This window comes from Yoonia sp. 67-2, from assembly GCF_035117555.1.
Taxonomy (GTDB): Bacteria; Pseudomonadota; Alphaproteobacteria; order Rhodobacterales; family Rhodobacteraceae; genus Yoonia.
The window spans coordinates 96,544-121,891 of the sequence record NZ_JAYKPK010000003.1 but is presented as its reverse complement, the minus strand read 5'-3'; the positions used below and the strand labels follow the sequence as shown (position 1 = coordinate 121,891).

The 25,348-nt window shown below is 55.5% G+C and carries 28 protein-coding genes; 12 read left to right on the top strand and 16 right to left on the bottom strand.

What is annotated here, in order from left to right:
* Positions 1-2 precede the first annotated feature (2 nt).
* Genes VOY09_RS06030 through VOY09_RS06015 form a run of 4 tightly spaced genes read right to left on the bottom strand, consistent with a single transcriptional unit; the run spans position 3 to position 2,527 of the window.
* On the bottom strand, positions 3-845 hold the full coding sequence (locus tag VOY09_RS06030) for an ATP-binding protein (protein ID WP_322893498.1): 843 nt from the start codon (positions 843-845) through the stop codon (positions 3-5).
* Complete coding sequence (tatC, locus tag VOY09_RS06025) at positions 842-1,711, bottom strand: twin-arginine translocase subunit TatC (RefSeq protein ID WP_322893497.1); 870 nt, start codon at positions 1,709-1,711, stop codon at positions 842-844. The genes VOY09_RS06030 and tatC overlap by 4 nt, the downstream gene beginning before the upstream one ends.
* Positions 1,708-2,283 carry a Sec-independent protein translocase protein TatB gene (gene tatB, locus VOY09_RS06020; protein ID WP_322893496.1) on the bottom strand — a complete coding sequence of 192 codons (576 nt, stop codon included), beginning with the start codon at positions 2,281-2,283 and terminating at the stop codon, positions 1,708-1,710. The genes tatC and tatB overlap by 4 nt, the downstream gene beginning before the upstream one ends.
* 25 nt (positions 2,284-2,308) lie before the next feature.
* Positions 2,309-2,527 carry a twin-arginine translocase TatA/TatE family subunit gene (locus VOY09_RS06015; RefSeq protein ID WP_322893495.1) on the bottom strand — a complete coding sequence of 73 codons (219 nt, stop codon included), beginning with the start codon at positions 2,525-2,527 and terminating at the stop codon, positions 2,309-2,311.
* 192 nt (positions 2,528-2,719) lie between these two features.
* On the opposite strand from VOY09_RS06015, the gene VOY09_RS06010 reads away from it, so the two are divergent.
* Complete coding sequence (locus VOY09_RS06010; RefSeq protein ID WP_322893494.1) at positions 2,720-3,379, top strand: helix-turn-helix transcriptional regulator; 660 nt, start codon at positions 2,720-2,722, stop codon at positions 3,377-3,379.
* Between the two features lie 3 nt (positions 3,380-3,382).
* On the opposite strand, the gene VOY09_RS06005 is transcribed toward VOY09_RS06010, so the two are convergent.
* Entirely contained in the window at positions 3,383-4,201 is an 819-nt protein-coding gene (locus tag VOY09_RS06005; protein WP_322893493.1) for a sulfite exporter TauE/SafE family protein, read from the bottom strand.
* A 65-nt stretch (positions 4,202-4,266) separates the two neighbouring features.
* Positions 4,267-5,289 carry a tRNA dihydrouridine(20/20a) synthase DusA gene (dusA, locus tag VOY09_RS06000; protein ID WP_322893492.1) on the bottom strand — a complete coding sequence of 341 codons (1,023 nt, stop codon included), beginning with the start codon at positions 5,287-5,289 and terminating at the stop codon, positions 4,267-4,269.
* Between the two features lie 93 nt (positions 5,290-5,382).
* On the opposite strand from dusA, the gene VOY09_RS05995 reads away from it, so the two are divergent.
* Positions 5,383-6,471: a site-specific integrase gene (locus tag VOY09_RS05995; protein ID WP_322893491.1), complete on the top strand. Its 1,089-nt coding sequence runs from the start codon at positions 5,383-5,385 to the stop codon at positions 6,469-6,471.
* Here VOY09_RS05995 and VOY09_RS05990 read toward each other — a convergent pair whose 3' ends face one another.
* From VOY09_RS05990 to VOY09_RS05950, 9 genes are all read right to left on the bottom strand, one after another.
* Positions 6,472-6,945, bottom strand: a complete 474-nt coding sequence (locus tag VOY09_RS05990; protein WP_322893490.1) for a helix-turn-helix transcriptional regulator — start codon at positions 6,943-6,945, stop codon at positions 6,472-6,474.
* Between the two features lie 81 nt (positions 6,946-7,026).
* Positions 7,027-7,455 carry a RusA family crossover junction endodeoxyribonuclease gene (locus VOY09_RS05985; protein WP_322893489.1) on the bottom strand — a complete coding sequence of 143 codons (429 nt, stop codon included), beginning with the start codon at positions 7,453-7,455 and terminating at the stop codon, positions 7,027-7,029.
* Positions 7,448-10,000 carry a virulence-associated E family protein gene (locus VOY09_RS05980; protein WP_322893488.1) on the bottom strand — a complete coding sequence of 851 codons (2,553 nt, stop codon included), beginning with the start codon at positions 9,998-10,000 and terminating at the stop codon, positions 7,448-7,450. Before VOY09_RS05980 ends, VOY09_RS05985 begins: the two co-directional genes overlap by 8 nt.
* Positions 10,001-10,004: 4 nt before the next feature.
* Entirely contained in the window at positions 10,005-10,448 is a 444-nt protein-coding gene (locus VOY09_RS05975; RefSeq protein ID WP_322893487.1) for a hypothetical protein, read from the bottom strand.
* Position 10,449: 1 nt separating this feature from the next.
* Positions 10,450-10,965, bottom strand: a complete 516-nt coding sequence (locus tag VOY09_RS05970) for a hypothetical protein (protein WP_322893486.1) — start codon at positions 10,963-10,965, stop codon at positions 10,450-10,452.
* A 15-nt stretch (positions 10,966-10,980) separates the two neighbouring features.
* The gene (locus VOY09_RS05965; protein WP_322893485.1) at positions 10,981-11,541 is read right to left on the bottom strand and encodes a hypothetical protein; all 561 of its coding nucleotides are present in this window, start codon (positions 11,539-11,541) and stop codon (positions 10,981-10,983) included.
* A 103-nt stretch (positions 11,542-11,644) separates the two neighbouring features.
* On the bottom strand, positions 11,645-12,226 hold the full coding sequence (locus VOY09_RS05960; protein ID WP_322893484.1) for a hypothetical protein: 582 nt from the start codon (positions 12,224-12,226) through the stop codon (positions 11,645-11,647).
* Positions 12,227-12,280: 54 nt separating this feature from the next.
* A complete protein-coding gene (locus tag VOY09_RS05955; protein ID WP_322893483.1) occupies positions 12,281-12,679 on the bottom strand; it encodes a hypothetical protein in 399 nt (132 codons plus the stop codon).
* Between the two features lie 3 nt (positions 12,680-12,682).
* Positions 12,683-12,991, bottom strand: coding sequence for a hypothetical protein (locus tag VOY09_RS05950; RefSeq protein WP_322893482.1), 309 nt, complete (start codon positions 12,989-12,991; stop codon positions 12,683-12,685).
* A 946-nt stretch (positions 12,992-13,937) separates the two neighbouring features.
* Between VOY09_RS05950 and VOY09_RS05945 the strand changes: the two genes are divergently transcribed.
* From VOY09_RS05945 to VOY09_RS05915, 8 genes are all read left to right on the top strand, one after another.
* The gene (locus VOY09_RS05945) at positions 13,938-14,621 is read left to right on the top strand and encodes a hypothetical protein (protein ID WP_322893481.1); all 684 of its coding nucleotides are present in this window, start codon (positions 13,938-13,940) and stop codon (positions 14,619-14,621) included.
* A 314-nt stretch (positions 14,622-14,935) separates the two neighbouring features.
* Positions 14,936-15,160, top strand: coding sequence for a hypothetical protein (locus VOY09_RS05940; protein ID WP_322893480.1), 225 nt, complete (start codon positions 14,936-14,938; stop codon positions 15,158-15,160).
* A 339-nt stretch (positions 15,161-15,499) separates the two neighbouring features.
* Positions 15,500-16,027, top strand: coding sequence for a ParB/Srx family N-terminal domain-containing protein (locus tag VOY09_RS05935; RefSeq protein ID WP_322893479.1), 528 nt, complete (start codon positions 15,500-15,502; stop codon positions 16,025-16,027).
* Between the two features lies 1 nt (position 16,028).
* Entirely contained in the window at positions 16,029-16,604 is a 576-nt protein-coding gene (locus VOY09_RS05930; protein WP_322893478.1) for a hypothetical protein, read from the top strand.
* The gene (locus tag VOY09_RS05925) at positions 16,591-18,669 is read left to right on the top strand and encodes a phage terminase large subunit family protein (protein WP_322893477.1); all 2,079 of its coding nucleotides are present in this window, start codon (positions 16,591-16,593) and stop codon (positions 18,667-18,669) included. The genes VOY09_RS05930 and VOY09_RS05925 overlap by 14 nt, the downstream gene beginning before the upstream one ends.
* Complete coding sequence (locus VOY09_RS18265) at positions 18,659-18,898, top strand: phage head-tail joining protein (protein WP_416236733.1); 240 nt, start codon at positions 18,659-18,661, stop codon at positions 18,896-18,898. The genes VOY09_RS05925 and VOY09_RS18265 overlap by 11 nt, the downstream gene beginning before the upstream one ends.
* Positions 18,899-18,901: 3 nt before the next feature.
* Positions 18,902-20,395: a phage portal protein gene (locus VOY09_RS05920; protein ID WP_322893476.1), complete on the top strand. Its 1,494-nt coding sequence runs from the start codon at positions 18,902-18,904 to the stop codon at positions 20,393-20,395.
* Between the two features lie 65 nt (positions 20,396-20,460).
* On the top strand, positions 20,461-21,879 hold the full coding sequence (locus VOY09_RS05915) for a hypothetical protein (protein ID WP_322893475.1): 1,419 nt from the start codon (positions 20,461-20,463) through the stop codon (positions 21,877-21,879).
* Here VOY09_RS05915 and VOY09_RS05910 read toward each other — a convergent pair.
* Positions 21,876-22,859, bottom strand: a complete 984-nt coding sequence (locus VOY09_RS05910) for a BsuBI/PstI family type II restriction endonuclease (RefSeq protein WP_322893474.1) — start codon at positions 22,857-22,859, stop codon at positions 21,876-21,878. The two genes, VOY09_RS05915 and VOY09_RS05910, sit on opposite strands and share 4 nt — an antisense overlap.
* Positions 22,860-22,987: 128 nt before the next feature.
* Between VOY09_RS05910 and VOY09_RS05905 the strand changes: the two genes are divergently transcribed.
* A complete protein-coding gene (locus tag VOY09_RS05905; protein ID WP_322893473.1) occupies positions 22,988-24,919 on the top strand; it encodes a Mu-like prophage major head subunit gpT family protein in 1,932 nt (643 codons plus the stop codon).
* 60 nt (positions 24,920-24,979) lie between these two features.
* Positions 24,980-25,318: a DUF2190 family protein gene (locus VOY09_RS05900; RefSeq protein WP_322893472.1), complete on the top strand. Its 339-nt coding sequence runs from the start codon at positions 24,980-24,982 to the stop codon at positions 25,316-25,318.
* Positions 25,319-25,348: the final 30 nt, after the last annotated feature.

The following is a 25,348-nucleotide window of genomic DNA, read 5'->3' as shown; positions in this document are numbered from 1 at the left end:
GCTTACGGCAGGCGGATGCCCTGCCGCCCGGCCAGATCGGTGAAATATTGCCAGGCGACACGGCCAGACCGGCTGCCGCGCGTGGCCTGCCATTCAATTGCCTCGGCCCGCAATGTGGCATCGTCAATAGTGACGCCATAAGCATCGCAATAGCCGCGGATCATCGCCAGATATTCATCCTGCGTGCAAGGGTGGAACCCGAGCCAAAGACCGAAACGGTCGGACAGCGACACTTTCTCTTCCACCGCCTCGGATGGGGAAATCGCGGTGGACCGCTCATTCTCGATCATATCGCGCGGCATCAGGTGCCGCCGGTTCGAGGTGGCATAAAGCACGACATTGTCGGGCCGCCCTTCGATCCCGCCATCCAGGACGGCCTTGAGTGATTTGTAATGCGCATCATCATGGCCAAAGGACAGGTCATCGCAAAACAGGATGAACCGCGCGTCAGAGGCGCGCAGCAGGTTCAGACAGCGGTTGATGCTGGGCAGGTCTTCGCGCTGGACCTCGACCAGCTTCAACGTGGGATGTTCAGCCTGCAAAGCACCGTGGATCGCTTTGACAAGGCTGGATTTTCCCATCCCGCGCGCGCCCCAGAGGAGAGCGTTATTCGCAGGCATGCCAGCGGCGAAACGCGCCGTGTTTTCCATCAGCGTGTCACGCGACCGGTTCACGCCGACCAGCAATGACACATCAATCCGGTTGATCTTTGCGACCGGTTCGAGCCTGTCTGGCTGCGTGTGCCAGACAAAGGCCGCAGCCTTGCTGAAATCAGGCACTTTGCCGGGCGCGGGATGCATGCGCTCCAACGCCTCGGCGATCCGTTTCAGCACTTTGCTGGTCATGCTTTCGGCTCTATGTCGTCCAATGCGCCGTCACCATGCAGATCATCATCCCACAGACCTTCGGCGCGCAGCTTGGCCTCGCGCTTGCGTTCGACACGGGCGACCAGCTGGATCGAGATTTCGTAAAGGCCGTAAACCACAACAAACAGGATCACTTGCGAGATCACATCCGGCGGTGTGGCAATGGCCGCGACGATCAGGATGCCTACCACCGCATATTTCCGCGTGGCGCGTAGACCACGGGCGGACACAAGCCCCGCCTTGCCCATCAGCGTCAACAGAACCGGCAATTGGAAACACAGGCCGAATGCCACGATGAATTTTATCGTCAGGTTCAGATAGGCCTTGGCAGAGCCCTGAAACAGGATCCCTGCCGCCTGCGTGCTGCCATCGGTGCCAGTCATCACCGTGCCGGGCTGCTGGAATTCAAGGAAAAAGCCGAAAGCCAGCGGCGTGATCACGTAATAGGCAAAGGCCGCGCCGAGAAAAAACATGAAGGGCGATGCAACAAGGAAGGGCAGAAACGCCCCCTGTTCGCTTTTGTACAGGCCCGGCGCCACGAAGCGCCACATCTGGTAGGAAATGATTGGAAACCCCAGGATCAGCCCGCCCAAAAGCGAGATCGAGATGGCGACGAAGAAACCCTCTTCCAATGCAATGAATTGCAGATCGCACGCTTGGTTGCGTGCGGCCAGCGCATCACACAAAGGCAGTGTCAGGAAATTGAACAGCGGGTTCCAGATGAAAAAGCAGATCACCATGCCGACGATGAATGCCAGCACCGACCAGATCAGCCTGCTGCGCAATTCCGCCAGATGTTCGATCAACGGGGCCGCGCTATCGTCGATGTCGTCACTGCTGGTCATGACTGATCCTCAGGCCCAGCCGGGGCCGGTTTGGGGCTGGCCGCGCGTCGGGGCTTGGCAGGGGCTTTGGGCGTGGCAGCAGCCTTTGGCGCTGCGGCGGGTTTGGGCTTTGCTGCTGCAGCTTTTGTCGCTGCAGGTTTTGCGGCTGTCGCGGCAGGTTTCACCGGCGTCGCCGGTTTTGCTGCGGCAGGTGTGACAGCAGGCTTGGCCGGCACTTTGGCGCGGGCGGCGGTTTCATGCGCATCCGTACTCAGATGATCCGCTGCATCGGCCATCGCCTCTGCCCGCGTGCTGGGCATCGGGCCCGGCTTGGAAAACCCGGTCGCGTTCTTCAGCGCGTCGGTGCCGAATTTCTTGGGGTCAGAGGCAGCCCTGATCGTATTGGACACATCTTTGATCCCGGATTCGTCGGCCGCCGCTTCCATCGCGCGGGAAAACTCCCGCGCCATGCCACGCGCCTTGCCGGTGAATTGCCCCAGGGTGCGGAACATCCCCGGCAAATCCTTTGGCCCGATCACGATCAGGGCCACGATGCCGATCAGCACCATTTCGCTCGCGCCGAGACCAAACATGGCTGGCTATCCCTTCAGGATGAATTCAGACTTTGTCTTTGGCTTTTTGCTCTTCGGGGGTTACGTCGCGCGGCTCTGCCATGCTGTCGTCAAGCTCGCGCTTGCTGTCGTCGACGCCGCGTTTGAAGGCGGTGATGCCTTTGCCGACTTCGCCCATCAGGCTGGAAATCTTGCCGCGCCCGAACAGGACCAGCACGACAACGGCGATCAAAAGAAGGCCGGGAAGGCCGATGTTATTGAGCATGTCTCTCTCCTTCGGCGGATGCGCCATTTTGGTGGTATGCGTGAAATAGGCGCAAATTCGGGACAGGGGAAGCAGTATTTCACAATTTTACGTGACGCAAACCCCTTTTTTGCAAAGGGTTTTTGTATTTTGTGACAAAAAACTGTCAGTTGACAGAATATTGGCATAAAACGTGACCAAAAGGGAATCTTCATGCGCCGCGCCGACAGATTGATGCAATTGGTTCAGATCCTGCGTGATGGCACGTTGCACCGCGCGCAGGATCTGGCGCAGGCGGTGGGCGTGTCGCTGCGCACGATCTACCGCGATATGGAAACGCTGGCTGCCTCTGGCGTGCCGATCTCGGGCGAACGGGGGATTGGCTATCGCGTCACCGCGGCCATCACCCTGCCGCCCTTGAACCTGACCCTGACCGAGGTCGAAGCGCTGCATCTGGGCCTGTCCGCCGTCGGTGCCGCCGAGGATGCGGAACTGGCGCAGGCGGCACGCCAGCTCCTCGCGAAACTGGATGCGGTCATGCCCGAAACACCCAATGTCGCCCCCGCGAAATACGGCTTTGCGATCTATCCCTTTGCCGAAGCCGCACGCGGCTTTCAGCACCTGCCCCGGATGCGGCAAGCGGTCCGCGCCCGGCAAAAACTGGAACTGACCTTACAGAGCGAGGCGCGGATCGTACGACCTTTGGAACTGGATTACTGGGGGCGGCTATGGACCTGTGTCGTCTGGTGCGAAAAGCGCCGCGATTTCGATGTGATCCGGGTCGATCAGATCACGGCGCTGCGGGTCCTGCCCAGCCTGTTTGTGGGCGAGGCCGGCAAGACCCTTGCCGATTACCGGGCAAAACGAGGATGATCGTTACCAGCCCATCGCCTTGCGCAGCATGTTCAGCGCGACCAGCGTCAGGAAAGCCCCGAAAATCCGTTTCAGCGGCTTGGGGTCCATCCAATGGGCCAGCCTCGCCCCCAAAGGTGCGGTGATCACCGTCATCGCAATCACCAGCACGAAAGCCACCAGATTGATCGCGCCGATCGTGAAGGGCGGTGCGACCTCCATTTCCACGAACAGAAAGGCCAGAGCCGATGGGAGGGCGATGATCACGCCAAAACCGGCGGCTGTGGCCACGGCCCGGTGAATCGGCACGCCGAACAGGGTCATCGTCGGCACACCAAAAGAGCCACCGCCAATCCCCATCAGCACCGACAGAAAACCGAGAGCGGGCGACAGCGTGGCCCGCACGATTCCACTGGGCATGACTGGCCCGAGCCGCCAATGGCTTTTACCGAAGATCATGTATAGCGCCACGAGCGCCGCAAGGCTGCCAAAGATTGCCTGCAACACATTCGACCGCAGCGATGCGACAACCAAGACACCGATCAAGGCACCGATGGCAATTCCTGGCGCCCAGGTCTTCAGAATGTCCCATTCCACAGCGCCTTTGCGATGATGCGACATGACCGAGCGGGCCGAAGTGACGATGATCGTCGCAAGCGACGTCGCCAGACACATCTGCATCAATTGCGGGCTGTCATAGCCCAATGCAACAAAGGCATAAAAGAATGCGGGGACAAGCACGATACCACCGCCAACGCCCAAAAGCCCGGCCAACACCCCGGCAAAGGCCCCGATAACCAACAAAAATATGGCCATCTGGATCAGCAACATCGTCTCTGGCATCTTACGCTCCCCCGCTTGATTTGGCGCTATCGCTACACGCAGGCGCAGGTAAAGACCAGAGGCCGTCAGGCCGCTTGTTCCGTCACATAGGACAAGGCCGCGAGCACGGTGTCAGGCCCTGCCCCATCCCGATGGGCATTTTCCGACAGATGCCGCCGCCAGGCCTTGGCCCCCGGACGGCCCTGGAACATGCCCAGCATATGCCGGGTGATCTGGCCCAGGCGCCCGCCTTGCGCGATGTGATCCGCGATATACGGCAGCATCAGATGCACGACCTCTTCGGCACTGCGGCCTGTCGGATCGTTATAGAAACGCGCATCAGCCTCCAGCAGAATATCGCAAGGCGTGTGATAGGCGGCCCGCCCGATCATCACCCCGTCCAGACCCCGGTCCAGAAAGCCCTGCGCCTGATCCAGCGTGGTGATCCCGCCATTCACCGACAGATGCAGATGCGGAAACAAGGCTTTCATCCCGATCACAAGATCATAATCCAAAGGCGGAATATCGCGGTTTTCCTTGGGGCTAAGACCCTGCAGCCACGCCTTGCGCGCGTGGATCGAAAACCGGTCCACCCCAGCGGCAGAGACGCGTGCAATGAAATCTGGCAGGATATCTGCGGGTTCCTGATCATCCACCCCGATCCGGCATTTGACGGTGACGGGAATATCCACCGCCGCGATCATCGCCGCGACGCATTCTGCAACCAGCGGCGCATTCTCCATCAGGACTGCGCCAAATGACCCCGATTGCACCCGGTCGGACGGACAGCCGCAGTTCAGGTTCACCTCGGCATAGCCGCGATCCTGCGCGATCCTTGCCGCCTGCGCCAAAAGCGCCGGATCAGAGCCACCCAATTGCAAGGCCAACGGATGCTCTGCCATATTATATCCGATCAACCGGTCCTGGTCGCCATGCACCACCGCCGGGGCAGTGACCATCTCGGAATAAAGCAAGACATGCCGCGACATCAGCCGGTGCAACATACGGCAATGCCGGTCGGTCCAGTCCATCATGGGTGCCACAGAAAGCCTTGCCGACCTTGAAACGTTGGTATTTCCTTTCTTTGCTTGACTATCATCTATGTGCATAAGTCGCTCGTTTCAGTCCGTCTTATCTTGTTTTATCTCATTTGATACTTCATAGTCCGACCATGTCGTACCGTAAAGGGAAAATGTCGTACTATGGGCACTATCAAGGAAAGAAAGCGCAAAGATGGGACATCAGCGTTTTTGGCTGAGATCGTCATCAAGAAAAAAGGCCAGATTGTCCACCGCCAAGCACAGACATTCGATCGCCGTCCGGCTGCGGTGAAGTGGATCGATAAGAAGGAAGCCGAGCTGAAGGCGCCCGGCGGCCTTGATCGCGTCAAGAAGACATCTGGGACTCTTGGAGATGCAATAGGGCGATATACAGAAGACATCACCCGTATTGGCCGGACCAAAGCTCAGGTGCTGCGTGCCGTTTTAGAGTATGACATCGCAAACATCAGGCTTGACGAGCTGCGATCGACGGATATTGTTGATTTTGCTCGAGAGCTGCGCGGAAATAATGAGCGCGCAGCATCTACTGTTCTCAACTATATTTCGCACATTGGCGGGGTTATCAGCGTTGCCAGATCGGCCTGGGGCTTCGATGTGGATAGGAGCGTGGTGCAGGACGCGTTGAGCGCAACAAGGCGCCTGCAGCTCACCGCCAAGTCAAGCAAGCGGGACAGGCGTCCGACAATGGACGAGCTGGACAAGATCCTTGAGCACTTCCAGCGCATCCGGGCACGCCGACCATCATCAAACCCTATGGATATAATCACCGCTTTTGCAATCTTCTCCACCCGCAGGCAGGCAGAGATTTGCAGGATTACATGGGATGATTATGAGCCAGATGCCGGCCGTATTTTGGTGCGAAATATGAAAGATCCAGGTGACAATCAGGGTATAGACACTTGGGTCGAGATCGTGCCTGAAGCCGCTCATATCATCGCTATGATGCCACGGCGCAAGAACGAGCCACGGATCTTTCCATATTCAACAGATGCAGTCAGCGCGGCATTCACGAGGGCTTGCAAGATGCTCGAGATCGAGGACTTGCACTTCCATGACTTGCGACATGAAGGCATCAGCAGGCTGTTCGAAATGGGGCGCACGATACCTCAAGTCGCATCAGTTTCCGGGCACAGATCATGGCAGAGTTTGCAGAGATACAGTCACCTGCGCTCGACTGGTGACCGTTTTGAAGATTGGCCATGGTTCGAGAAGCTAACACCCGCTCGCTGATCATTGCTCTGGCTGTTGATCCTCTTTCGATGCTGATGATTTTTGTGCATCGTCATATTCATCCAGCGCAGACAGGATCTTCAGCATGGTTTTCTGATCGATCAATCGGTCAATGCGGACCTGCCAGCGCCCGTCGGGCGTCTGTGAGAAGGCTTGTGGTCCATAGTCCGCCTGCCGGGTTCTCGTGGCATTCTGAAGCTCCGGGGCCAGATCATTAACCTTCACGCCCAAAGCGTCCGCAACTTTCTTCAGGTTGCGCGGTCCGGGGAGGTTCTTACCCCGAATGTACAGGCTGATCGAGTCTCTGCCCAACTCTGCTTTTTCAGCAAGCTCTGTCTGTTTCCAGCCCAGCTCGTAAAGCCGGTCTTGGATCCGCTTCCCGACGTTCAACTTGATACGATCTGGCGGATACGAAGCTGCGGGATCCCAGTCGGGGCCGGCTCCAGGCGTATGATAAAAAGGTGTGCTTCCCATGATATGCTTTCCTCGTGATTGATTATGTTGAGGAATACATATTAACTGATGTTTAATATGTCAAATAGATAATCTACATATTCAACAAGCAAGAGATGCAGGAACGGTATGCGTTGCTTCAGAAGGTGTCATGCGCACGAAGACGCCAGCCTGATCTGCTGAGCCCCAGATTTTGACGACATTCAGGTCGCAGACATCAGCATCACCTCTCGGTAGCGCCCCCCGCTCTTCCAGGACATCCATGACCAGTTTCGCAAGGTTGTCTGTGTCCGGCCGCATAAGGTGCGACTTGCCGTGCCGCTTCTTGTCCTTCGTGGGCATAACAAATATCAGCTCCAGCTTGCAGCCAAACGGCCATTCAGGCGTGCGCCGCATATCACGCTTGATGGCGCTTGAGACCTTGGCGCGCCATTCAAGCGGCAGCTCTCCCAACGTCGAGACTACCCTGCCCTTGACGAACCGCGGCCGTGGCTGAGGCCGTGGGTGACCCCTGGCGGTGATCTCAAGCATCGGTATTTACGCGCACAAAGCGGGCTCGCCCCTTTTCTGGACCGGCGGTAAAACTACCAGATCTTTTCCAGCCCAGGTTTGCAAGAATTGAAGAGATCCGACCGGTCACTGCTCTTCCCAGAGCTGACATTTCAAGCTTCAAAGCATCTTTGGCGATTGTCGTGCAGGATGCTTCAGTTGCATTTATACCGTCGAGATACTGCTCGATCTCAGCGGCCCACGGATCGACATAAAGCCGCAATTCCTGCTGGCGTTCAGCCAGGGCTTCGACTTCCTTAGTTAACCACCATTCTTCTCCTGCATTAAATCTGTGCAATGCTTCTGCCCACAGCATATCGCGATCCCGCGCGATGGCGCCAGCATCACATTGACCAGCCGCGACTGGCCAGATGCGGCGGTTCCCTGACTGATCTCCCAAATATGGGTCCGTCACAGAACTGTTGACCGTACCCGAGAATACGCACTGACGCTGATAGCGGATTTCCCGGCGTCCATATGCCGGTCTGAAATCTTCGGTACTTCTGCTAATGAAGCTTTTGAATACATCCCGCTTTGATTCTTTGAGATATTCTTCAATCTCAGGAAGTTCGATACCCCATTTGCCCCTCAAATAATCCGATGAGTCTTTATTGTTCATGGGCGGCAAGCTGTCGCCAAAAAACTCTTCTCCGAAAAGAGCCTTAAATGCTGATGATTTTTTTAATCCCTGCTTGCCCTCAAATACCAAAATAGTGTCAACTTTACACCCTGGCTGAATGATGCGAGCAACGGCTGCGATCAACCATTTGGAACCGATATTCTCAACGAAAACCCTATGGTCTTCATCTTCATATTTCACGCCGCAATAATCGCGAAGCCAGCTATCACAACGCTTCACACCGTCCCAGGCCGGAAGGCTCTCAAGATATGCGCGGACCGGGTGAAAAGTTGATGCTTCACATGCAAGAGTGATCGCGTCTTCGATGACCCCTTTTGTCGCGGCCGGGTATCCCAACCGGTTGAAAAAGGCGGTCACCCGGACAGCATCAGAGTCTTTCATCTCCCGGCCTTTGAACGTCTTTTTGTGCTCTCCCGAATAAGGAAGAGGAGCCGTGATGAAGTTCACTTGCTTGAATTCATCAAATGTGAAGCATTCTTTCAACGCTGGATGATTTTGTGCGATGACAGACGCATTGAAAGTATTGAATGTCGGATTTCCGTTTTTGTTACGAATGAGATGGTCCTCCCAGTCAGCATCGCCCGTGATTTCAGAAGCAATGGGGTTTTCGTTTACAATCTCTGCTGGCGCCGCTGGATCTGCGGCACCAGGTGCAACAAAGCGACCCTCTTCAGCGTCCCAAACCATAGTTCCGTTGAAGTTTTCGGGTGCTTGAATTGCTTTTTTTGATGGCGCAGGAACATCAGAAGTGATGACAGCATCCTCGACGTCGATATTCGCTGGCATATTCCGAACGACGATGCCTGTGTCAGCCGCGCGCGGCGCAGACTTCTTCCGCTCGGCCCTCTTCTTCGCTTCACGCGGCCGGATCCAGTCGATCATGTCGTCGAGAAACTTGTCCGTCATATAGCGCTCAATGTCAGCAAAGCTGCGCCCGCCGGCGTCTGAATTCGTTACTGCGAGACGGATATCGGCTTTCAGTGAATTTGCGTCAGGCTTTTCAGTATCAGAGAAATATGATCCGATTGCTGCAAGTATGGTTTTATGAAAACCACCCACCCCACCAATCTGATCCAGCCTCGCTGCATACCCCGCGCCGGGATCCCGCCCGTATGATCCAGCAGAGACCATTTCAAGGGGGAGTGGGGTTTCGACATCAGGTATTACTACGCTGACAGTGTCTTCCAGACCCTGCCGCAGACCGACGCGGTGAGGAAGAGGGTCTGACATTCCATTAAAGATCGGAGCTGCGACATAAAGCGGCTGAACAGCGCGATAAACGGCCGGGTCGACAACTTTACACCCATGTCCTGCATTCAGATTCGACGACCATCTGTCGAGATCATCGTCCGAGAGAGGATTTTCGCTATAGAAGAACAGGTGGCAGCTTATCTGTCCGGGCTTCATGCCCTGACTTGAGCTGAACTGCCAAACACAAGTCACATCTTGGAATTCGTCGGGCAAGAACGTCATTAGATACTCGACCGCGCCGTCGGGGTCGTCAACGACATCAACAAAATCTGGCTGCTCAATTCCGTCAAAATCAACGCAAAACCAGCGCCGCGCCGCACTATCAAATGTCGCAGGATCGCCGTTCTTGCTGCATGGGTGAAGAAGTCGACGGGATTTGCGCATATCGATGCCGGGCTTCGGCTCGCCGCGGATCAAGAAGGACTCTTTGAGATCCTGCATTTCAATGAGGCAGGTATTCAAATCATGGATACTGCTGATCACAGTCTGATCTACAGCGAATGTATACCCGCGGCCGTAACTCTGCTTTTCCACATCTTGCGTATCTTGATTGAACGTGAATGTTTTCGTCGCCGAGGCTCCGTCGGTGGATGTCAGAACTGTCAGTAGATCTGTTCGATTGATTGTGTCGCTCATTTCGTTACCTGTTTGATTTGTTGGTATTAAGATTCTCTACATATTCAACATTTAAGCTATGCTTTTCACATATTCTGCCAAGCAGATCTCTATGTGCCGGTGATCGCTGGAAGATCTTCGTCAGCGCAATCTTGCGGATCAAATGGAAATTCAGATCAGCGAGATCACACCACCTTTCAAGCGTTAGAAGCTCATCGTCATCACCGCATCCGATATCTTCGTCAGCTTCCGCGTCGATCGCGCCCGCAAAAAACTCTATGGCTTCGCGTCGCTCATGCTTGCGTCTGTTTCGATCAGTAGACCTGTCGATCATTCGATCACTCTCAATCCAAAGAGCGTCATCGAGAGCGCATTTCATGACGGAAACGGCAAGTGCTTGAAAGTCAGTGGGGGGCAGCGATGCCAAGTTGTCTCTTGATAGTCCAAAAATCGCTGCCTCCATCATCATATCAGCAAACCCCGGCGGCAGTGATTTCGACAAGCTCGGACGGAATAGCTGTGAAGAAGACTTCGGTGTCAGAGATCTTCGAAAGCACGATGACTTTGTTCAGCTTTCCGTCACTGAAAAGAGCTTCCGCAACGGCGCGCACTTGCGCTGACATAATTGGCGTCTGCTCTTCGCAAGATGTGATAGCCACTTCTTCGGTCAGAGCATCGAGATCAAGTGCATCATATTCTTTCAGCGCTGTCATGATGTGACAATCGAGACCGTCAGGTGTTTTTGTGCCCGACGGAGACACGTGCTGAACAAACCACGGCACAGAGCCGGCAGAGCGGTTCTCGACAATCAAGCCGTTGAACGTGTCGCCCGCTTTCATTTGCAAAAGAGATGTTGCGGCCGGCGTGATGTAAGCTGCCTGATCTCCCTCAAAAAATGCCAGGCCGCCGCCGTTTGGCATGATCTTCCCCACCACAATTTCGGTAAAAAAGGGCGTTGCTCGCGAATGTGTAAGTGAATTTTTCATTTTCAGTTCTCCAAATTAAAGGGGCGGATTGTCGAGGGGTTGCGATACTTCAGCGAGCATCGCATCGAATGAATCAACGACAGAGATAGGCGGCCAAGCCGTCGGCTCTTCGCTGATCGATGACATGAGCTGCTCGTGAAGTTGCCGGGTCCCGCTTGCGGGATTGGGTGAGATGAACATCTTGACGTTGTTCTTCTGCCCGCCCCCGGTCATGTCTTCGACACCGAGCTTCAGCTCGGCACGGGATCCGTGAATTGCAGTCGCTACGGCCGCAAAGTCTTCGAATTCGAATGCGGAAGGATTGCTTTCAGCATCGTTGCCGTTCGCTTCCAGAGTTGCTTTGATCTGTGCATATCCCACGTCAGACGGCTCTGCGCCGCTGGCTTGTGTCAGCATCAAGTTCATCCAGACTTTACGACCCGCATAATTGCGAGGCGCGGTAATCTCAGCCCGGACGTTCAAGTAATGATTTCCAGCCGATGATGCCCGAAGCTCTTCGACGAATAGCGTTGCGGTGACGAGCGTGCCGGCGGGCATGATGTTTGATGCAGGTTTGGCGTTTGCGAAGTTGAGCATGTGTATTTCCTTTACTCTCTGTTTTCAACAGATATGACAGTTTGGGTGGGTTGGGTAGATGGTAGAGCGATTTATTTTCGCTCTACTAGTTTTTTATGGCAAACTAAGAGGTAAAGCTTGAAAGCCTCTCATACATCTTCTTCATGATCCCCTTAGATTTGTTGGCATCAGACTTGTTTTTCTCTCTGCTTTCAACAACCATCTCAGGTGGCATGACGAACACGTAATCTTCGCACGGGTGCATGAATGCACCATCATCCGTGATCTCGATGGTAATCTTGAGTGTCGGCTCCTTTTTAACGTCAATTACGTTTTTGAAGGGATGGGTATGACCGAGGATGACAACACCATACTCACAGCTTTGGGCTAATACACCTTTCGGATTGTAATATTCGAACCCGCGAATGATATCAAGTTTCCCGTGCCGCCCAAGAAGTTCGTCGCAAAAAATCCGCACGAAGCTGTTATAGTTCATATAATCAGGTGATGCAGTTTCACAAAGAAGTGAGTCACTAATATATCTGTTAATTACCGGGCTATAAGGGTAGTCCAGATACTCAATATAAAATTCGCAATCAATCTCACCTGCCAACTCATATCTCCAGTGTTCCTTCTGTGATGTGGCGCATAACTTCTTCAGCTCTGCTTCAATCAGGTGCTTGTTCTTCTTCTCGATCTTGATCATGATTTTTCTCTCTGTTTTCAACAAACATGTTGATGTTGGTGGGATTGGTGATGTTCAGCTTGCGACGCAAATGCCGCTGTACTCTTCTATGTCATCCAGGGCGACTTCAGGATGAACAGTGAAGCGATTGCGCAGTATGAAAATCAGCTTTGTCACTGCATCTTCATCGACAATAAAACCATTGCCGTCGGGCATCAGGTAGTTGTGGACCCTGTTGCCGGAGATTTTGTAGTGATGAGGCAGATCGGCTGCGGCGCCCAGCAGGTAGACACTGAAGTCCACAGACCCGCTTTCATCGATGGTGCGGGCGACGTGCAGGTCAGCGTTGGACATGCTGGCGCGGCAGATCTGGTCAGCGATCAGGCTGGAGATGCAGTCAACTTCAAAGCTGATTGATGAATTGCGGGCGAAGAGGGCTGCGGATGCTGGGTAGGTGGTGGTTTGAGTTTCCATAGTTTATTCCTTGTTGTTTTCTGATGCGGCGGCCGATACTTTTGAGTAAGATGCAAGGTCTGTGAGAAAATCACCATCACGATAGACGCTGTATCCCTCAAATGACTCATCGAGCTTTTGAATAAGGGTTCCTGCGCACCAGTGCGACAGAACGATGCCATGCCGTTCACTCAAAAGAACAAGATCATTCAGAAATTCTTGGACCTTGTCGCGTTCCAACCCGCAGATGTCTCCCGTTTCAATATCTTTAAGATCTGGTCGGGGGATGTTGTTCTTCTCCCAGTATGAAAAATTTGTCTGTTTTTCAGTCATATCATCTATCCTTTCGTAGATCAGCGCTTCAGTGCTTTGCCGATCGAGATGCAAAAATCAGCAAAGACGCGTTGGCTGCGTTTGCTTCGATCCCATTGCCCGCGCAACACGGCGGACATGGATCAGGTCAGGCGTGCCGTGGAGCTCTGCGCAATGCTCAGCTGTGCGGGCGGCGATCATCTCGGAGAACGGATGCCACCGGGATGGCGCCCCCGGCAGCTGCGGGTCTTGTTCGTGACTTCAGATGAGAAGAAGCGCCCGGCGCGGTCAAAGCTGCCGGCAGGATGTTCCAGCCGTTCTTTGCGGCGGTAGAAGGTGACGCCAGCGGCGATTGCGGCCGGGGGTAACCCTGCGATGCGGCTGCTGAGATAGTGTTTATCATGACGTTTTTTACCTTTGTTTGACTGATCTATGCATCAGATGTATTTCCCGCCGATAAATGCGCAAGTCTATTTTTCAACTTTTCAACAAAAAATTTCGCCCACCACTCGTTTTTCGCCCCTCTTCGGCTGCTATTTATAGGATTTGGGCCAGACAAAAAAGGCCTGATCGACAGCTCAAACTCGACCTACTCAACAGCCTCAGGGTACTCCGCAGCATAGGCGGTAGACAGGGTAGACGACTTTCCCACAAAGTTTGAGAGTGGTAGACATAAGTGCCTTTACAGAAAATTGATTAAGAAATAGTATTAAATATCAGTTAGTTAACTACTACCTAAATCTTTTGTAAGAAAGTAGTCTACCCTGTCTACCGCTGAAAAAATTGCGGAGATTGGGTTCGGGTGGGGTCCTTGTCTACCGTCTTGTCTACCGCGCAGCGGCCCACTTCACCCGCCCACCTTGATCACCTTCAACGAATTTCGACGAATTCATCATATCCTGCGGAAAATTGCGCATTGTTGCGATCACTGATACGTCATGCTATAATTTTCGGGCAGGAGATTTGCATGATCAGAGTCCAGTCCAACGCACCGCTCGTCGCCCGCCGCCTCGGCGACATGGCAGACAATATTGTAAAGCGCGCGACCGTTTTTGCTTTGAACGACACAGCCGCGGATATACTTGAGAGCAACCGGGATGCAATGCGCTCCCGTTTCGACCGTCCGACAAGGTTTACTCAGAACGCCTTTATTGTCTGGCGCGCGAATGTGAAAGACGCAGAGCCTTTTGCCGAGGTCCGGGAGCGCCCGTCCGTCGGGTCCCGGCATTACTTGAAAGTGCAGGAGCGGGGCGGCAAGAGACCTTTGACGGGGATGGATCGCGCGATCAGCGCGGCATTGCCGCAAGCAAGTCCGGTCGGCGTCATCCCAACCCGCTTCGCGAAGACTGACAAGTCGGGCAACTGGTCGCGCGCCGAGCGCCGTAAGTCTTTAGCAGCAGTCAAGCAGCCCGGGTCTATCAAGGCGCTTTTCGTAGCTTCAGAACAGACGGGGGCGCGTGGCCTTCCCGAGGGGATCTACAAGCGCCTGCAACGCGGAAAAGGAATCAGGAAGATTGCGCATTTCGAGGGGGCCGACATTTCATACAAGCCTTTGCTTGGTTTCTTTGAGGGCGGCGAGCAGGTGTGGCGTCGTGAGCTTGATGGGCATTTCGATCGGATCTTCACCCGCTTGTCGAACAGACAAAGATAGGAGCCATAATGTCTCAAACTCAACTCGCTCCTGCCCCCTGCCCCAACTGTGGCAACAAGGAGCTCATGCTGCGCACCAAGGGCATGTTCGCCTCACTTGTGATGCTTGAGTGCAAGTGCGGCACAAGTGGCCCATGGACCAGCTGCCAGCCATTCCAGACGAGCTGGGATGTTGCGGCTGATGGATGGTCAAGGGTTGCAGGCGCAGATGATAGAATTCCGTCGAATGTAGGGGCGGCCGAGTCCAGGACCTCTTGATTTGTTGATTTCAGAGATTTATGTCGGACTTACACTCGGATTACAAGGACATGATGCATGGAAAATACGAAACTCAAGATGATTATCGCAACGATGGGAACCGGCGCTATCGGTAAGACAGTAATGATTAAACCCAACTACAGTGAGATGATTGAGAGTGCCATTCGCTATAAAGAAAGTACGCCTGAGAACCTGATCACCGCTGCGCTGCATAAGCGGCCGCTGGACGGCGTGAAGCGGTCTAGCGTGTCTGCTGGAGCGTTGATGTCCAGGTCCTTTTAGTGACAGCTTGTTGATTTCAGAGAGCAATACGCCAACGAAGAAGGATAGCCAGTGTCACTTTAGCTAACATGGATGTTAGGCAAAATGACATTGGGGAAGCAATGAAGATGGAGATTAAGATGAAAAATAAAGTGATCCAGGAGACCAATGTCAGTGGACCATCATTCCTGTCACTGCTGGCCCTTACCCGCCTTGGTGATGCAGCATGATGCCCCCCTGCCCCCTCCCCCCCTATTGGGTCCTTCCTGGGGTCTGGCTCCATCACGGGTTATTCGTGCCCCGTTTAATCTGTAGCGCTGAGTAATAAAATTGCGCTTCGTTTCGCAGAAAGGTAACTATATGACTAAAGTCAAAATGCCAGCAGGGATAGAGCAGGTAGAGTTGGCAGCTCTTCTGCCCTACGCTCGCAACAGCCGGACACATAACGAAACGCAAGTCAAAAAGATCATGGCATCCATGCAGGAGTTCGGCTTTACCAACCCTGTATTGGCATCCGATGACGGCGAGATTATCGCTGGTCATGGCCGCGTCCTTGCTGCGAAAAAGCTTGGATTGACACACGTCCCAGTTATCCGACTTTCACACCTCACCGAAGCCCAACGCCGGGCATATGTGATTGCCGATAACCGCCTGGCATTAGATGCCGGTTGGGATGAGGAACTTCTCGAGCTTGAGCTGGGCGAACTGCAAGATCATATCGATCTGTCGCTGACCGGTTTTAACGATGATGAGCTGTCCCGTCTCGTGATTGATGAACGATCCTTGGATGCTGCTGAAGATAAGCCCGAGACCGTCGAGAAGAAGCCGCAGATGGTGACGTGCCCCGGATGCGCAAACCGCTTTGACGCGCGCAAGCACGGAGACTGATATGCCTGCAAAAACACCGCCTTCCGCTGCTGGTACACCTGCATATCCTGTGGGGGTTATTGCCAAGCTTTTGATGCTGACAGACCGTCGAGTTCAGCAACTGGCTAAAGAGGGGATTCTGCCCAAAGGCGAGCGCGGCAGATATGAGCTTGCGCCGACTGTTCAGGCCTACATCCGCTATCTGCAGGACCGAATGGCAGGGAGAGATGCGGACGGATCGCACGACTGGTCAGCGGCGCGCGCCCGACACATGGCAGCGAAGGCCCAGCTGGCTGAGATCGAGCTGCAGAAAGCCCGCGGGGAAGTTGTCGAGATTGCAGTCGCGGTAGGCATTGTTGATATTGAAAACGCGACGATCCGATCCAGGATGCTTGCCATCCCTGCCCGCTCCGCGATCCGCCTATCACATGAAAAAGACGCGGCAAAAGTTGAAGCTTTCCTGAAGAAGGAAGTCTCCGAAGCACTGGCGGAAATGTCGAAGGCGGACGCGGTTATTCTCAAGGCGTCTGAAGAGACCAAGAGGGGGGCTCAGGATGTCGACGATGACGAAGACGAGGATGAAGATGAGCCAACATGACCTAACGCTCGCCTCACCTTTCGCGGTGGCGCTTGCCCAGGCGCGGGCAAAAACACTTCGCCCGCCGCCGAAGATCGATCTAATCCAATGGGCAGACAAGACCCGGTACCTGAGCCGGGAGGCTTCCAGTACGGGTGGGCGTTGGGACACAAGCCGCGTGGCTATCGCGCGCGGTCCGATGAAATCAGTCACTGAGCCTGGCGTTCACATCATCAGTGTTATGGCTTGCACCCAGTTAGCCAAGACTGAGCTGATCCTCAATATCGTCGGTTTCCACATTCACCGAGATCCGTCGCCTATTCTCTGCGTCTATCCAACCGAGAGCGCTGCCGAGACCTGGTCGAAAGACAGGCTGGCCACGATGTTGCGCGACAGCCCCAAACTTAGGCGGATCATCGATGACCGGGCCCGCGCGTCCGGCAACACTATTCTGCACAAGAGCTTCCCCGGCGGCCAGATCTCGATCGTCGGCGCAAACTCCCCCACCGAGCTTGCGCAGCGGCCGATCCGCCTGGTGCTGGCCGACGAGATCGACAAGTTTCCCGCATCAGCCGGATCCGAAGGGGATCCGCTCTCGCTTGCCGAAGAGCGCGCCGGCACATTCCCGACCAGCTATTTGTTCGTCAGGGTTTGCAGCCCGACGATCAAAGGCGCTTCGCGAATTGAAACGTCATGGCTAGAATCCGACATGCGGCGCCCCTATGTTCCATGCCCGCACTGCGACCACGAGCAGGTCCTTACTTGGAAGCATGTGCAGTGGAACAAAGACGCTGACGGACAGCACCTAACAGATACCGCCATGATCTACTGTGAAGAATGCGGTGCTGGCTGGACCGAGCCTGATCGACTTGATTCACTGCCCCTCGTTAAGTGGCGACAGACCCGGAAATTCAAATGCTGTGACAAAGATCAGGATCCTATGAACACCCGATCCTGGCGGTTGGATGCGGAGAACGAAGTAGGCAGGGCTACATGCACTGAATGCGGCAAAGACGCCGTTTCAAATGAGCATGCCGGCTTTCATATCAACAAACTTTACAGTCCTTGGGAGCCACTATCGAAGCTGGCTGCCAAGTTTGTGCTGTCGAAGAATGACCCCGAACGGCTGAAGACATTCATCAACACTCAGCTGGCCGAGACATTCGAAGAGGTGGCGACAGAGACCGTGGGCGACGAGGCCCTACTGGCCCGACGCGAGGCCTATGCCGCCGCCCTACCCCAAGGCGTTGGCCTGCTCACAGCGGGCGTCGACACCCAAGACAACCGCCTGGAAGTCGAGGTTGTCGGCTGGGGGCAGGATGAAGAATCGTGGGGGATCGACTACAAGATCTTCCCCGGTGATCCGAGCCTGCCAGACGTCTGGCAGGATCTCGACGATTACCTGTTGACGCAATGGACGCGCGAAGACGGCCGAACAATGTCGGTCCAAGCGGCCGCAGTCGACACCCAAGGTCACCACAGCCAAGCCGCCTACGCCTTCTGCCGCAAGTTAAGCGGCCGGCGCGTGTGGGCTATACAAGGTAAATCAGATCAAACGGGCAAGCGATCCCCTGTCTGGCCCCGCAAGCCTTCGCTGAAAAACAAAGGCCGGGTTCCGCTCTACAGCGTCGGTACGCAGGCCGCCAAAGACATGATTTTCAGGCGACTGGCTCTCACCGAGCCGGGGCCAGGCTACACGCATTTTCCTGCAACATATGACGCAGAGTATTTCGCACAGCTGACAGCGGAGAAGCCCCGCCCGAAGATGGTTGGGGGCAACAGGTTCTATGTGTGGCAATGCCCGAGCGGCAAGCGCAACGAAGCTCTGGACTGCCGCGTTTATGCATATGCCGCATTGTGTGGCCTGCAAGCCGCAGGCCTCCAACTGAACAAGCGCGTAGCAGAAAATGCAGGCACAACAATTCGCGTCAATGAAAAGCTGCCCGCGCCGCAACAGGTTCCTGCTGCGGCTGTCGAGTTGGTAAAAGAACCCTCTCATGTTAATGTTGTTGAAAGCAGAGAGCCTGTAAGGTCTCGAAAATCAAAGCGGCGGCCGCAGCAGGGCTTCCGAGATAATGTTTGGTGAAAGTGATGGCGTCATGAGCGGATACACACAAGCTCAAGTTGACGAGCTTCGCGCAGCTATCGCGCGCGGCGCACTTCGTGTTGCTTACTCGAACGGATCAACTCGGCAAGAAGTGAACTACGCAAGTCTATCTGAAATGCGGACATTGCTCGCAGAGATGGAACGTTCTGTTTTGGGACCTTCAAAATCCCAGCGTCGCCGCTTCAGCTTCACACAATATGGAAGGTAACCCATGAAGCGCAGCCTCATCGACAGAGCCGTCGGGATCTTCTCTCCCCGCGCCGAACTGGAGCGCCTAAAAGCCCGGGCCGCCGTCAATCTCGTGCGTAGCTACGACTCCGCCCGCCAGAAGAAACGCGACGGCGGCTGGGTTGCCCAAGGCTCGTCAGCAAATGCTGAAATAGGCCCGGCCCTTGCCCGACTGCGCAATTCCAGCCGAGACATGGTCCGAAACAATGCTTACGCTGCGCGAGTGATCGACATTGTTGTCGCACATGATATCGGTGCCGGCATCGTCGCCCGGCCGCGTACCGGCAAGAAAACTACTGACAAACGGCTCGCCGAGGCATGGAAGGCGTGGGCCGAAACGACGGAGTGCGACGCCGAGGGCCAGCTCGACATTTACGGCCTGCAATCCCTCATCCGTCGTACTGTTGCGGAGAGCGGCGAGTGCATTGTCCGCCTGCGCTACCGCCGCGCCGAGGACGGCCTGACTGTGCCGCTGCAGTTGCAGGTCCTGGAGCCCGATCATCTCGACCACCTCAAACACGAGACTCTTCCAGGTGGCGGGAGGATCGTGTTCGGCGTGGAGTTCGACGCACTTGGTCGCCGCGTTGCGTTCTGGCTTCACCGCGATCACCCCGGCGACACGCTGACCCGTCTTGGCGCGGCTTTCTCGTCGTCTGTGCGCGTTCCTGCCGAAGAAGTCCTCCATATCTACAGAAAGCAGCGCGCCGGACAAGTGCGGGGCGTCCCCGAGCTTTCAGCAGTGATGACAAAGCTGCAGGATCTCGGCGAATATCACGAAGCCGCGCTCGTGCGAGCGAAAATGGAAGCGGCCATCGCCCTCGTCGTGACGCGCGAGGATCCCGGTGACGACTCCCGCCCACTCGCCCCCGTCGACGAAGACGAGGACGGCAACAGGATCGAGAAGCTCTACCCGGGCATGATCTCATATTTGGATCCTGGCGAGAACATCACGACGATCAATCCAACTCCTTCCGCCGGACATGAGGCCTTTAGCCGCGCCGCCCTGCACTCTATCGGCGTTGGCGCCGGCGTAACTTACGACCAAATCTCGGGCGACCTGTCCGGCGCGAACTACTCCAGCCTGAGGGCCGGCAAGATCGAGTTCCGACGCCAAGTCGAACAACGCCAGTGGCAGATGTTGATCCCCATGCTGTGCGCGCCGATCTGGAAAGCCTTCGTGAAGGCCGGCAACATCGCCGGCTCTTGGCCGATCCAGTCTGCGAATGCCGAGTTTACGCCGCCGGCACATGAACAGATTGATCCACGCAAAGACGGAGCTGCGATGCTCGAAGCGGTCCGCGCGGGGTTCATGACTTGGCCGCAAGCGGTCTCGTCGATGGGCTACGATCCTGACACGCAGCTCGACGAAATCGCAGAATGGGCGCGCAAGGTCGAAGATGCGAAAGTCACGCTGGACAGCGACGGCAGGGTCTCGAAGTCGGGCGGCATGAACGCCTTCTTAGTGAACGAAGACTGACCTTTCCGAGGTAGACATAAGTGCAGCTGCGTGCGAGTCTTGTTGAAAAACAGGATTCAAACAGCATGCTTATCGCACAGATCGACCAGACCCGCCGCGAATTCTCTCCGACGCTTGACGAAGCCCGCCGCAGCGAGCTTGGCCAATACATGACCCCGGCGCCTATTGCGGAATTCATGTCGACTATGTTTGGTGAGATGCCCGATCACGTCCAGCTTCTCGATGCCGGGGCTGGCATGGGCGCTTTGTCAGCAGCGTTCATCAATGAGGCATGCAACCGCAAACGTAAGCCCCGGACAATCGATGTTACGGCATTCGAGATCTGGCCAGACCTGGCTGATCTACTCGAAGTGCATATGGCCGCTGCCGCTAAGGCCGCGGATGCCGCCGGAGTGCATGTGACGTTCCGCGTGCTTCGAGACGACTATATCCTTGCCAGCGCCGAGCCGATGTTCAGTGCCGATCTGCGGTTCACCCACGCGATCCTCAATCCGCCATATGGGAAGCTGGGGACCGGGTCGACCTGGCGAGCGGCCCTGCGGACACTCGGCATCGAGACCGTGAATTTCTACTCCGGCTTCTGCGGAGCAGCGATGACGCAGATGGAGACTGGTGGTGAAATGGTTGCGATCACGCCGCGAAGCTTCTGCAACGGCCCCTATTACCAGCCGTTCCGCCAAATGATGCTCGAGGATTTCGGGCTCGAGCGCCTGCATGTCTTCGAGTCTCGCCGGACGGCATTCAAAGATGATGCGGTTCTCCAAGAGAATATCATTTTCAAGATCACCCGCGGCGCAACGCAAGGCAATGTGATCCTGACGACGGATGAAGGCTACGTCCGCTCGGCTCCGTCCGACGAGATCGTGCGCCCGGATGACAAGAGCTCCTTCATCCGGCTGCCCGTCGGCGAGGACAAGCTGGCCGCCAGCATCCAGGCCCTACCGAGCTCTCTGTCCGATATCGGTGTGCAGGTCTCCACCGGCAGGGTTGTCGACTTCCGCGCCCGCGAGCACCTCCGTGCAGACCCCGGTGCCGACACGGTTCCGCTGATCTATCCACAACACATGAAAGCCGGCGCGGTTGTATGGCCGATCGAGGGGTTCAAGAAAAGCAATGCCCTGGCTGACTGCCCCGAAACCGAGAAGCTGATCTCGGCGGCTGGGACATATGTCTTGGCAAAACGTTTCTCAGCGAAAGAAGAGAAGCGGCGGGTAGTGGCGGCGATCTACTCCGGGCCTCGAGTCGGCCTTGAGAACCACCTGAACTATTTCCACGAGAAACTTGCAGGCCTCCCCGATGATCTCGCCGCCGGGCTGTGCGCTTACCTGAACTCCGAGGCGGTCGACGTCTTCTTCCGCACGTTCTCCGGTCACACGCAGGTCAACGCGACGGACCTGAGAGGACTGCGCTACCCGACACGCGAGCAGCTCATCGCGATCGGCCGGGCCAAGGACCCGCAGGAGGCGCTGGCCGCGATTCTCTAGCCGACAACCAAGAGATGCTTCGAAGGGTCTTCTTGGATCCATATGAATGTTTCAAATGCGATGTTCTTATGTCTACCCTGTCGAGCCGCCGCTTCCTTCCAGGTCCGATACGTTGTTGTGAATCCGATACCGGCTTTTCCACAACGTTCTGACAGCGCAGTCAGTTGCTTTACTTTATGAGAGTCCACCTCACCATCACTTGTCACGGCTTCGATGACCCAGAGCCAATCTGTTTCGGGGTGCCACAACAGGGCGTCTGGCATTGCGTCAGCCAATGTAAGCTGCACACCAGCTTCAGCCATTTTATCGCGCTCTTTGTTTGAGATCCTATCACCGTCTGCATCATCGACGTAAAGCAGCTCATAGCCCGGAAGAAACCTTGGCGCGTAATTTGTAACTGACGATTGAATCAGCTGCGCATGCCCTGAATCCGTCGCCTTGCGTGACATCTCCGCCATTTCCGCCTGAAAGGCCATTCGCTCCCGCGCGACATCAGATCGCGACCACTCATCCAGCATCGACTCCCATTCACCGTCGGGTGAGCGCAGGATCTCAGTGAATGAATGTTCGAGCCTGTATGAGCTGTTCGGCGACTTCGCGGTAACGTGCCCGGCGATGAATACCTCGTCCTTCAGTGTCACGGCTTCAATGCCGCCAAGATCCCGTAGCGGTTTGATCCAGTAGTCGCGCCCTTCTCGGTCCAGTTTCGTCTTGCCGCGCTGGAGAATACCGATGTGCGATGCAAGATGAGCAACGCTCGCCCCGCTTGATATCGTCGAGCCTTTGGGAGCCTTAGCGAACCACGTCTGGGTCTCGTCGTCTAAAAGAGAAAAAACGCAGTCTACAAGATCACCATTACCGTCCATATCAAGCCGCCGTAGAACTCGGCGGATCTTGTCTCGATCAACCCCTTGAAATGAGTTTCTGGGGCGCGCGCGCCAATCGTCCGCCAGCGCGGTTACCGTATCATGCAATGCCATAGATTCGATTCTCCCTTTAACCCTTTCTATAGAATCGAGAATTTCAAGAAAACCAGTATCGCGATTGATCGAGTTGGATATCGGTTCGCGTTATGTTATAACATAACCAAACAGGCTTGGAGTATTGGATGGATCCTAAAGATCAAGTTGAAACCAGCGAGGAATTGCGCGGCGATGCTTTCGGCGTGATGCATCGCTCGGCATCTTTCGCTCCCGCGACGGTCGACGAAGCAGTGCGCACTGTTGAGTTGATTTTCACAGCCGGCGCGACGCGCCGGATGATGACCTGGGACGGCGACCGCTACGACGAGGAGCTTGTTGTTTCTGAAGAAGCAATTCGGATGGAACGACTTAACGCCGGCGCCCCTCTCCTGCTCGACCACATGGCTGCTACCCGCTTTCAAGTTGGCGTCGTCGAGTCTGCCCGTATTGAAAGTGGGCAGGGTATCGCTGTCGTTCGCTTCTCGAAGCGACCGGAGGCCGACGAGGTTTTCCGCGACGTCCAAGACGGCATCATCCGCGGAGTGAGCGTGGGCTACAAGGTCCACCGCTATGTCCGAGAAGACCGCGAGGGCGAAGTGCCGCTCTTGCGCGCGGTCGACTGGGAGCCTGCCGAAATCTCGCTTGTCAGCATCCCTGCTGATGCTGCTGCCACTGTTCGTTCCGATGGCTCGAACCCCCAACCTACACCCGAAACAAAAGTCGGCCTTGCTGGCGAAGACAAAAAGGAGCGGTCTATGGACCCTGAATTGAACACTGATGGCGCAAAGCCGGCAGAAGATGCCGCAGTAATTGCGCAACGTGCTGTCACCGAGGAGCGTCAGCGCGCTGCTGAAATCCGTACTGCTGTGCGAAGTGCGCGGCTGGATGATGATTTTGCTGAAAAGCTGGTTAACGCTGGCACGAACATCAACCAGGCTCGGGCAGAAATTCTGTCTGAAATGGCTACGCGCCAGGAACACAACGACACCCGCACCGGTCACAGCTCTGCTATCATTACGCGTGATGAGCGTGAAACTGTCCAAGAGCATGCTGAAAACGCATTGCTTGGCCTGATTTCCCGCACGCAGATGCCTGAAGAAAAGGTCGGCAACTTCCGCAATGCCAAGCCTATCGAGATCGCCCGTCGTTCTCTTGGCGCGCAAGCCCGGCGAATGGACGATCGGGAAGTCATTTCTTTGGTTATGCGTTCTGGCGGTATGCACAGCTCGTCTGATTTCAACTTCACATCTGCAATCGGCGGTGCGATGGAGCGACGGGTCCGCGATCTGCAAGCCCAGGTTAATATGTCTTTGATGCCGCTTGTGCGCGAGACGACTGTGAACAGCTTCCTGCCCGTCAATACATATAGTGTTGGCTCTTTCCCAGAGCTGAAGGAAGTTGCCGAAGGCGGCGAATACGAAGCGGGAACCGTTTCGACTGAATCTGGTTCTTTCCGAATTGCCAAGTTCGGCCGAATTCTGAACCTGACTTTCGAAGCAATTGTAAATGATGATCTTCGCATGCTTGATTCAGTAATTGCTGGCACCTCAACTGCAATCACCAAGCTCCGCCGCAACAAGGTGCGCGAAGCATTCGGCGCAAAACTGGCAGATGGAAAAACTCTTTTCCACGCATCTCGCGGCAACCTCATCTCTGCTCCGCTTTCCATTGACGGTATTGCGGCCGCACAGCAAAAGCTGTTCGACGTGAAGGACCTGGATGGTGAAGAGATGGGTCTGACTGGTGCATATCTCGTTGTATCAAGCGCACTTGCGAAAGATGCGCGGCAGCTGATTTCCCCAATCACAGCCGCAGTGACGGGCGAGGTGAACATCTACGCCAACGCTCTGAACCTTATCGTTGACCCTGTCATGCAGGGCAATGAGTGGATGCTTGCTGCATCGCCGAATGAGGGTGATGCAATCGAACTGGCAGGTCTGCGCGGCTACGAAGCACCGCGGGTGGAAGAAGTGAATTCGCACCTGACTGATGGTATTTCGTTCCGCGTCCGCACGTTTGCGGGTGCTCATCCTACCGGCTGGCGCGGCTTCGTTAAGTCGACTGGCAACGGTCAGTAATCAGAACCAAGGGGCGACATCAGTCGCCCCATTCCCTCTTCCAAATATCTGGAGATTCAGATGAAGAATTATAAAGGCCCCGGTGTAAACATCACCGTAAATGCTCCCACCGACGTCCTCTCCGACGATTTCATTGTCATCGGTTCTCTTTTCGGTTTTGCAATTACTGACGCAGCTGAGGGAGATCGTGTCGCTATCACCACATCCGGTCTTGTTGAAACAACTGTCAGTGCTACTGGTGGCGTCGCTGTCGGTGATGTCATCTACTTTGACGGCATCGGCCTGACCACTGCCGCCGATGATGGCGGCGAACCCGCGGTTGCGAATATGCGTATTGGCCGCTCCGTCACTTCAGCGCCGGCTGGCGTTGATGCTCTGATCGAACTGAAGCTCGACTGATCTACCCACAGCCCGGCGCCTGGCGCCGGG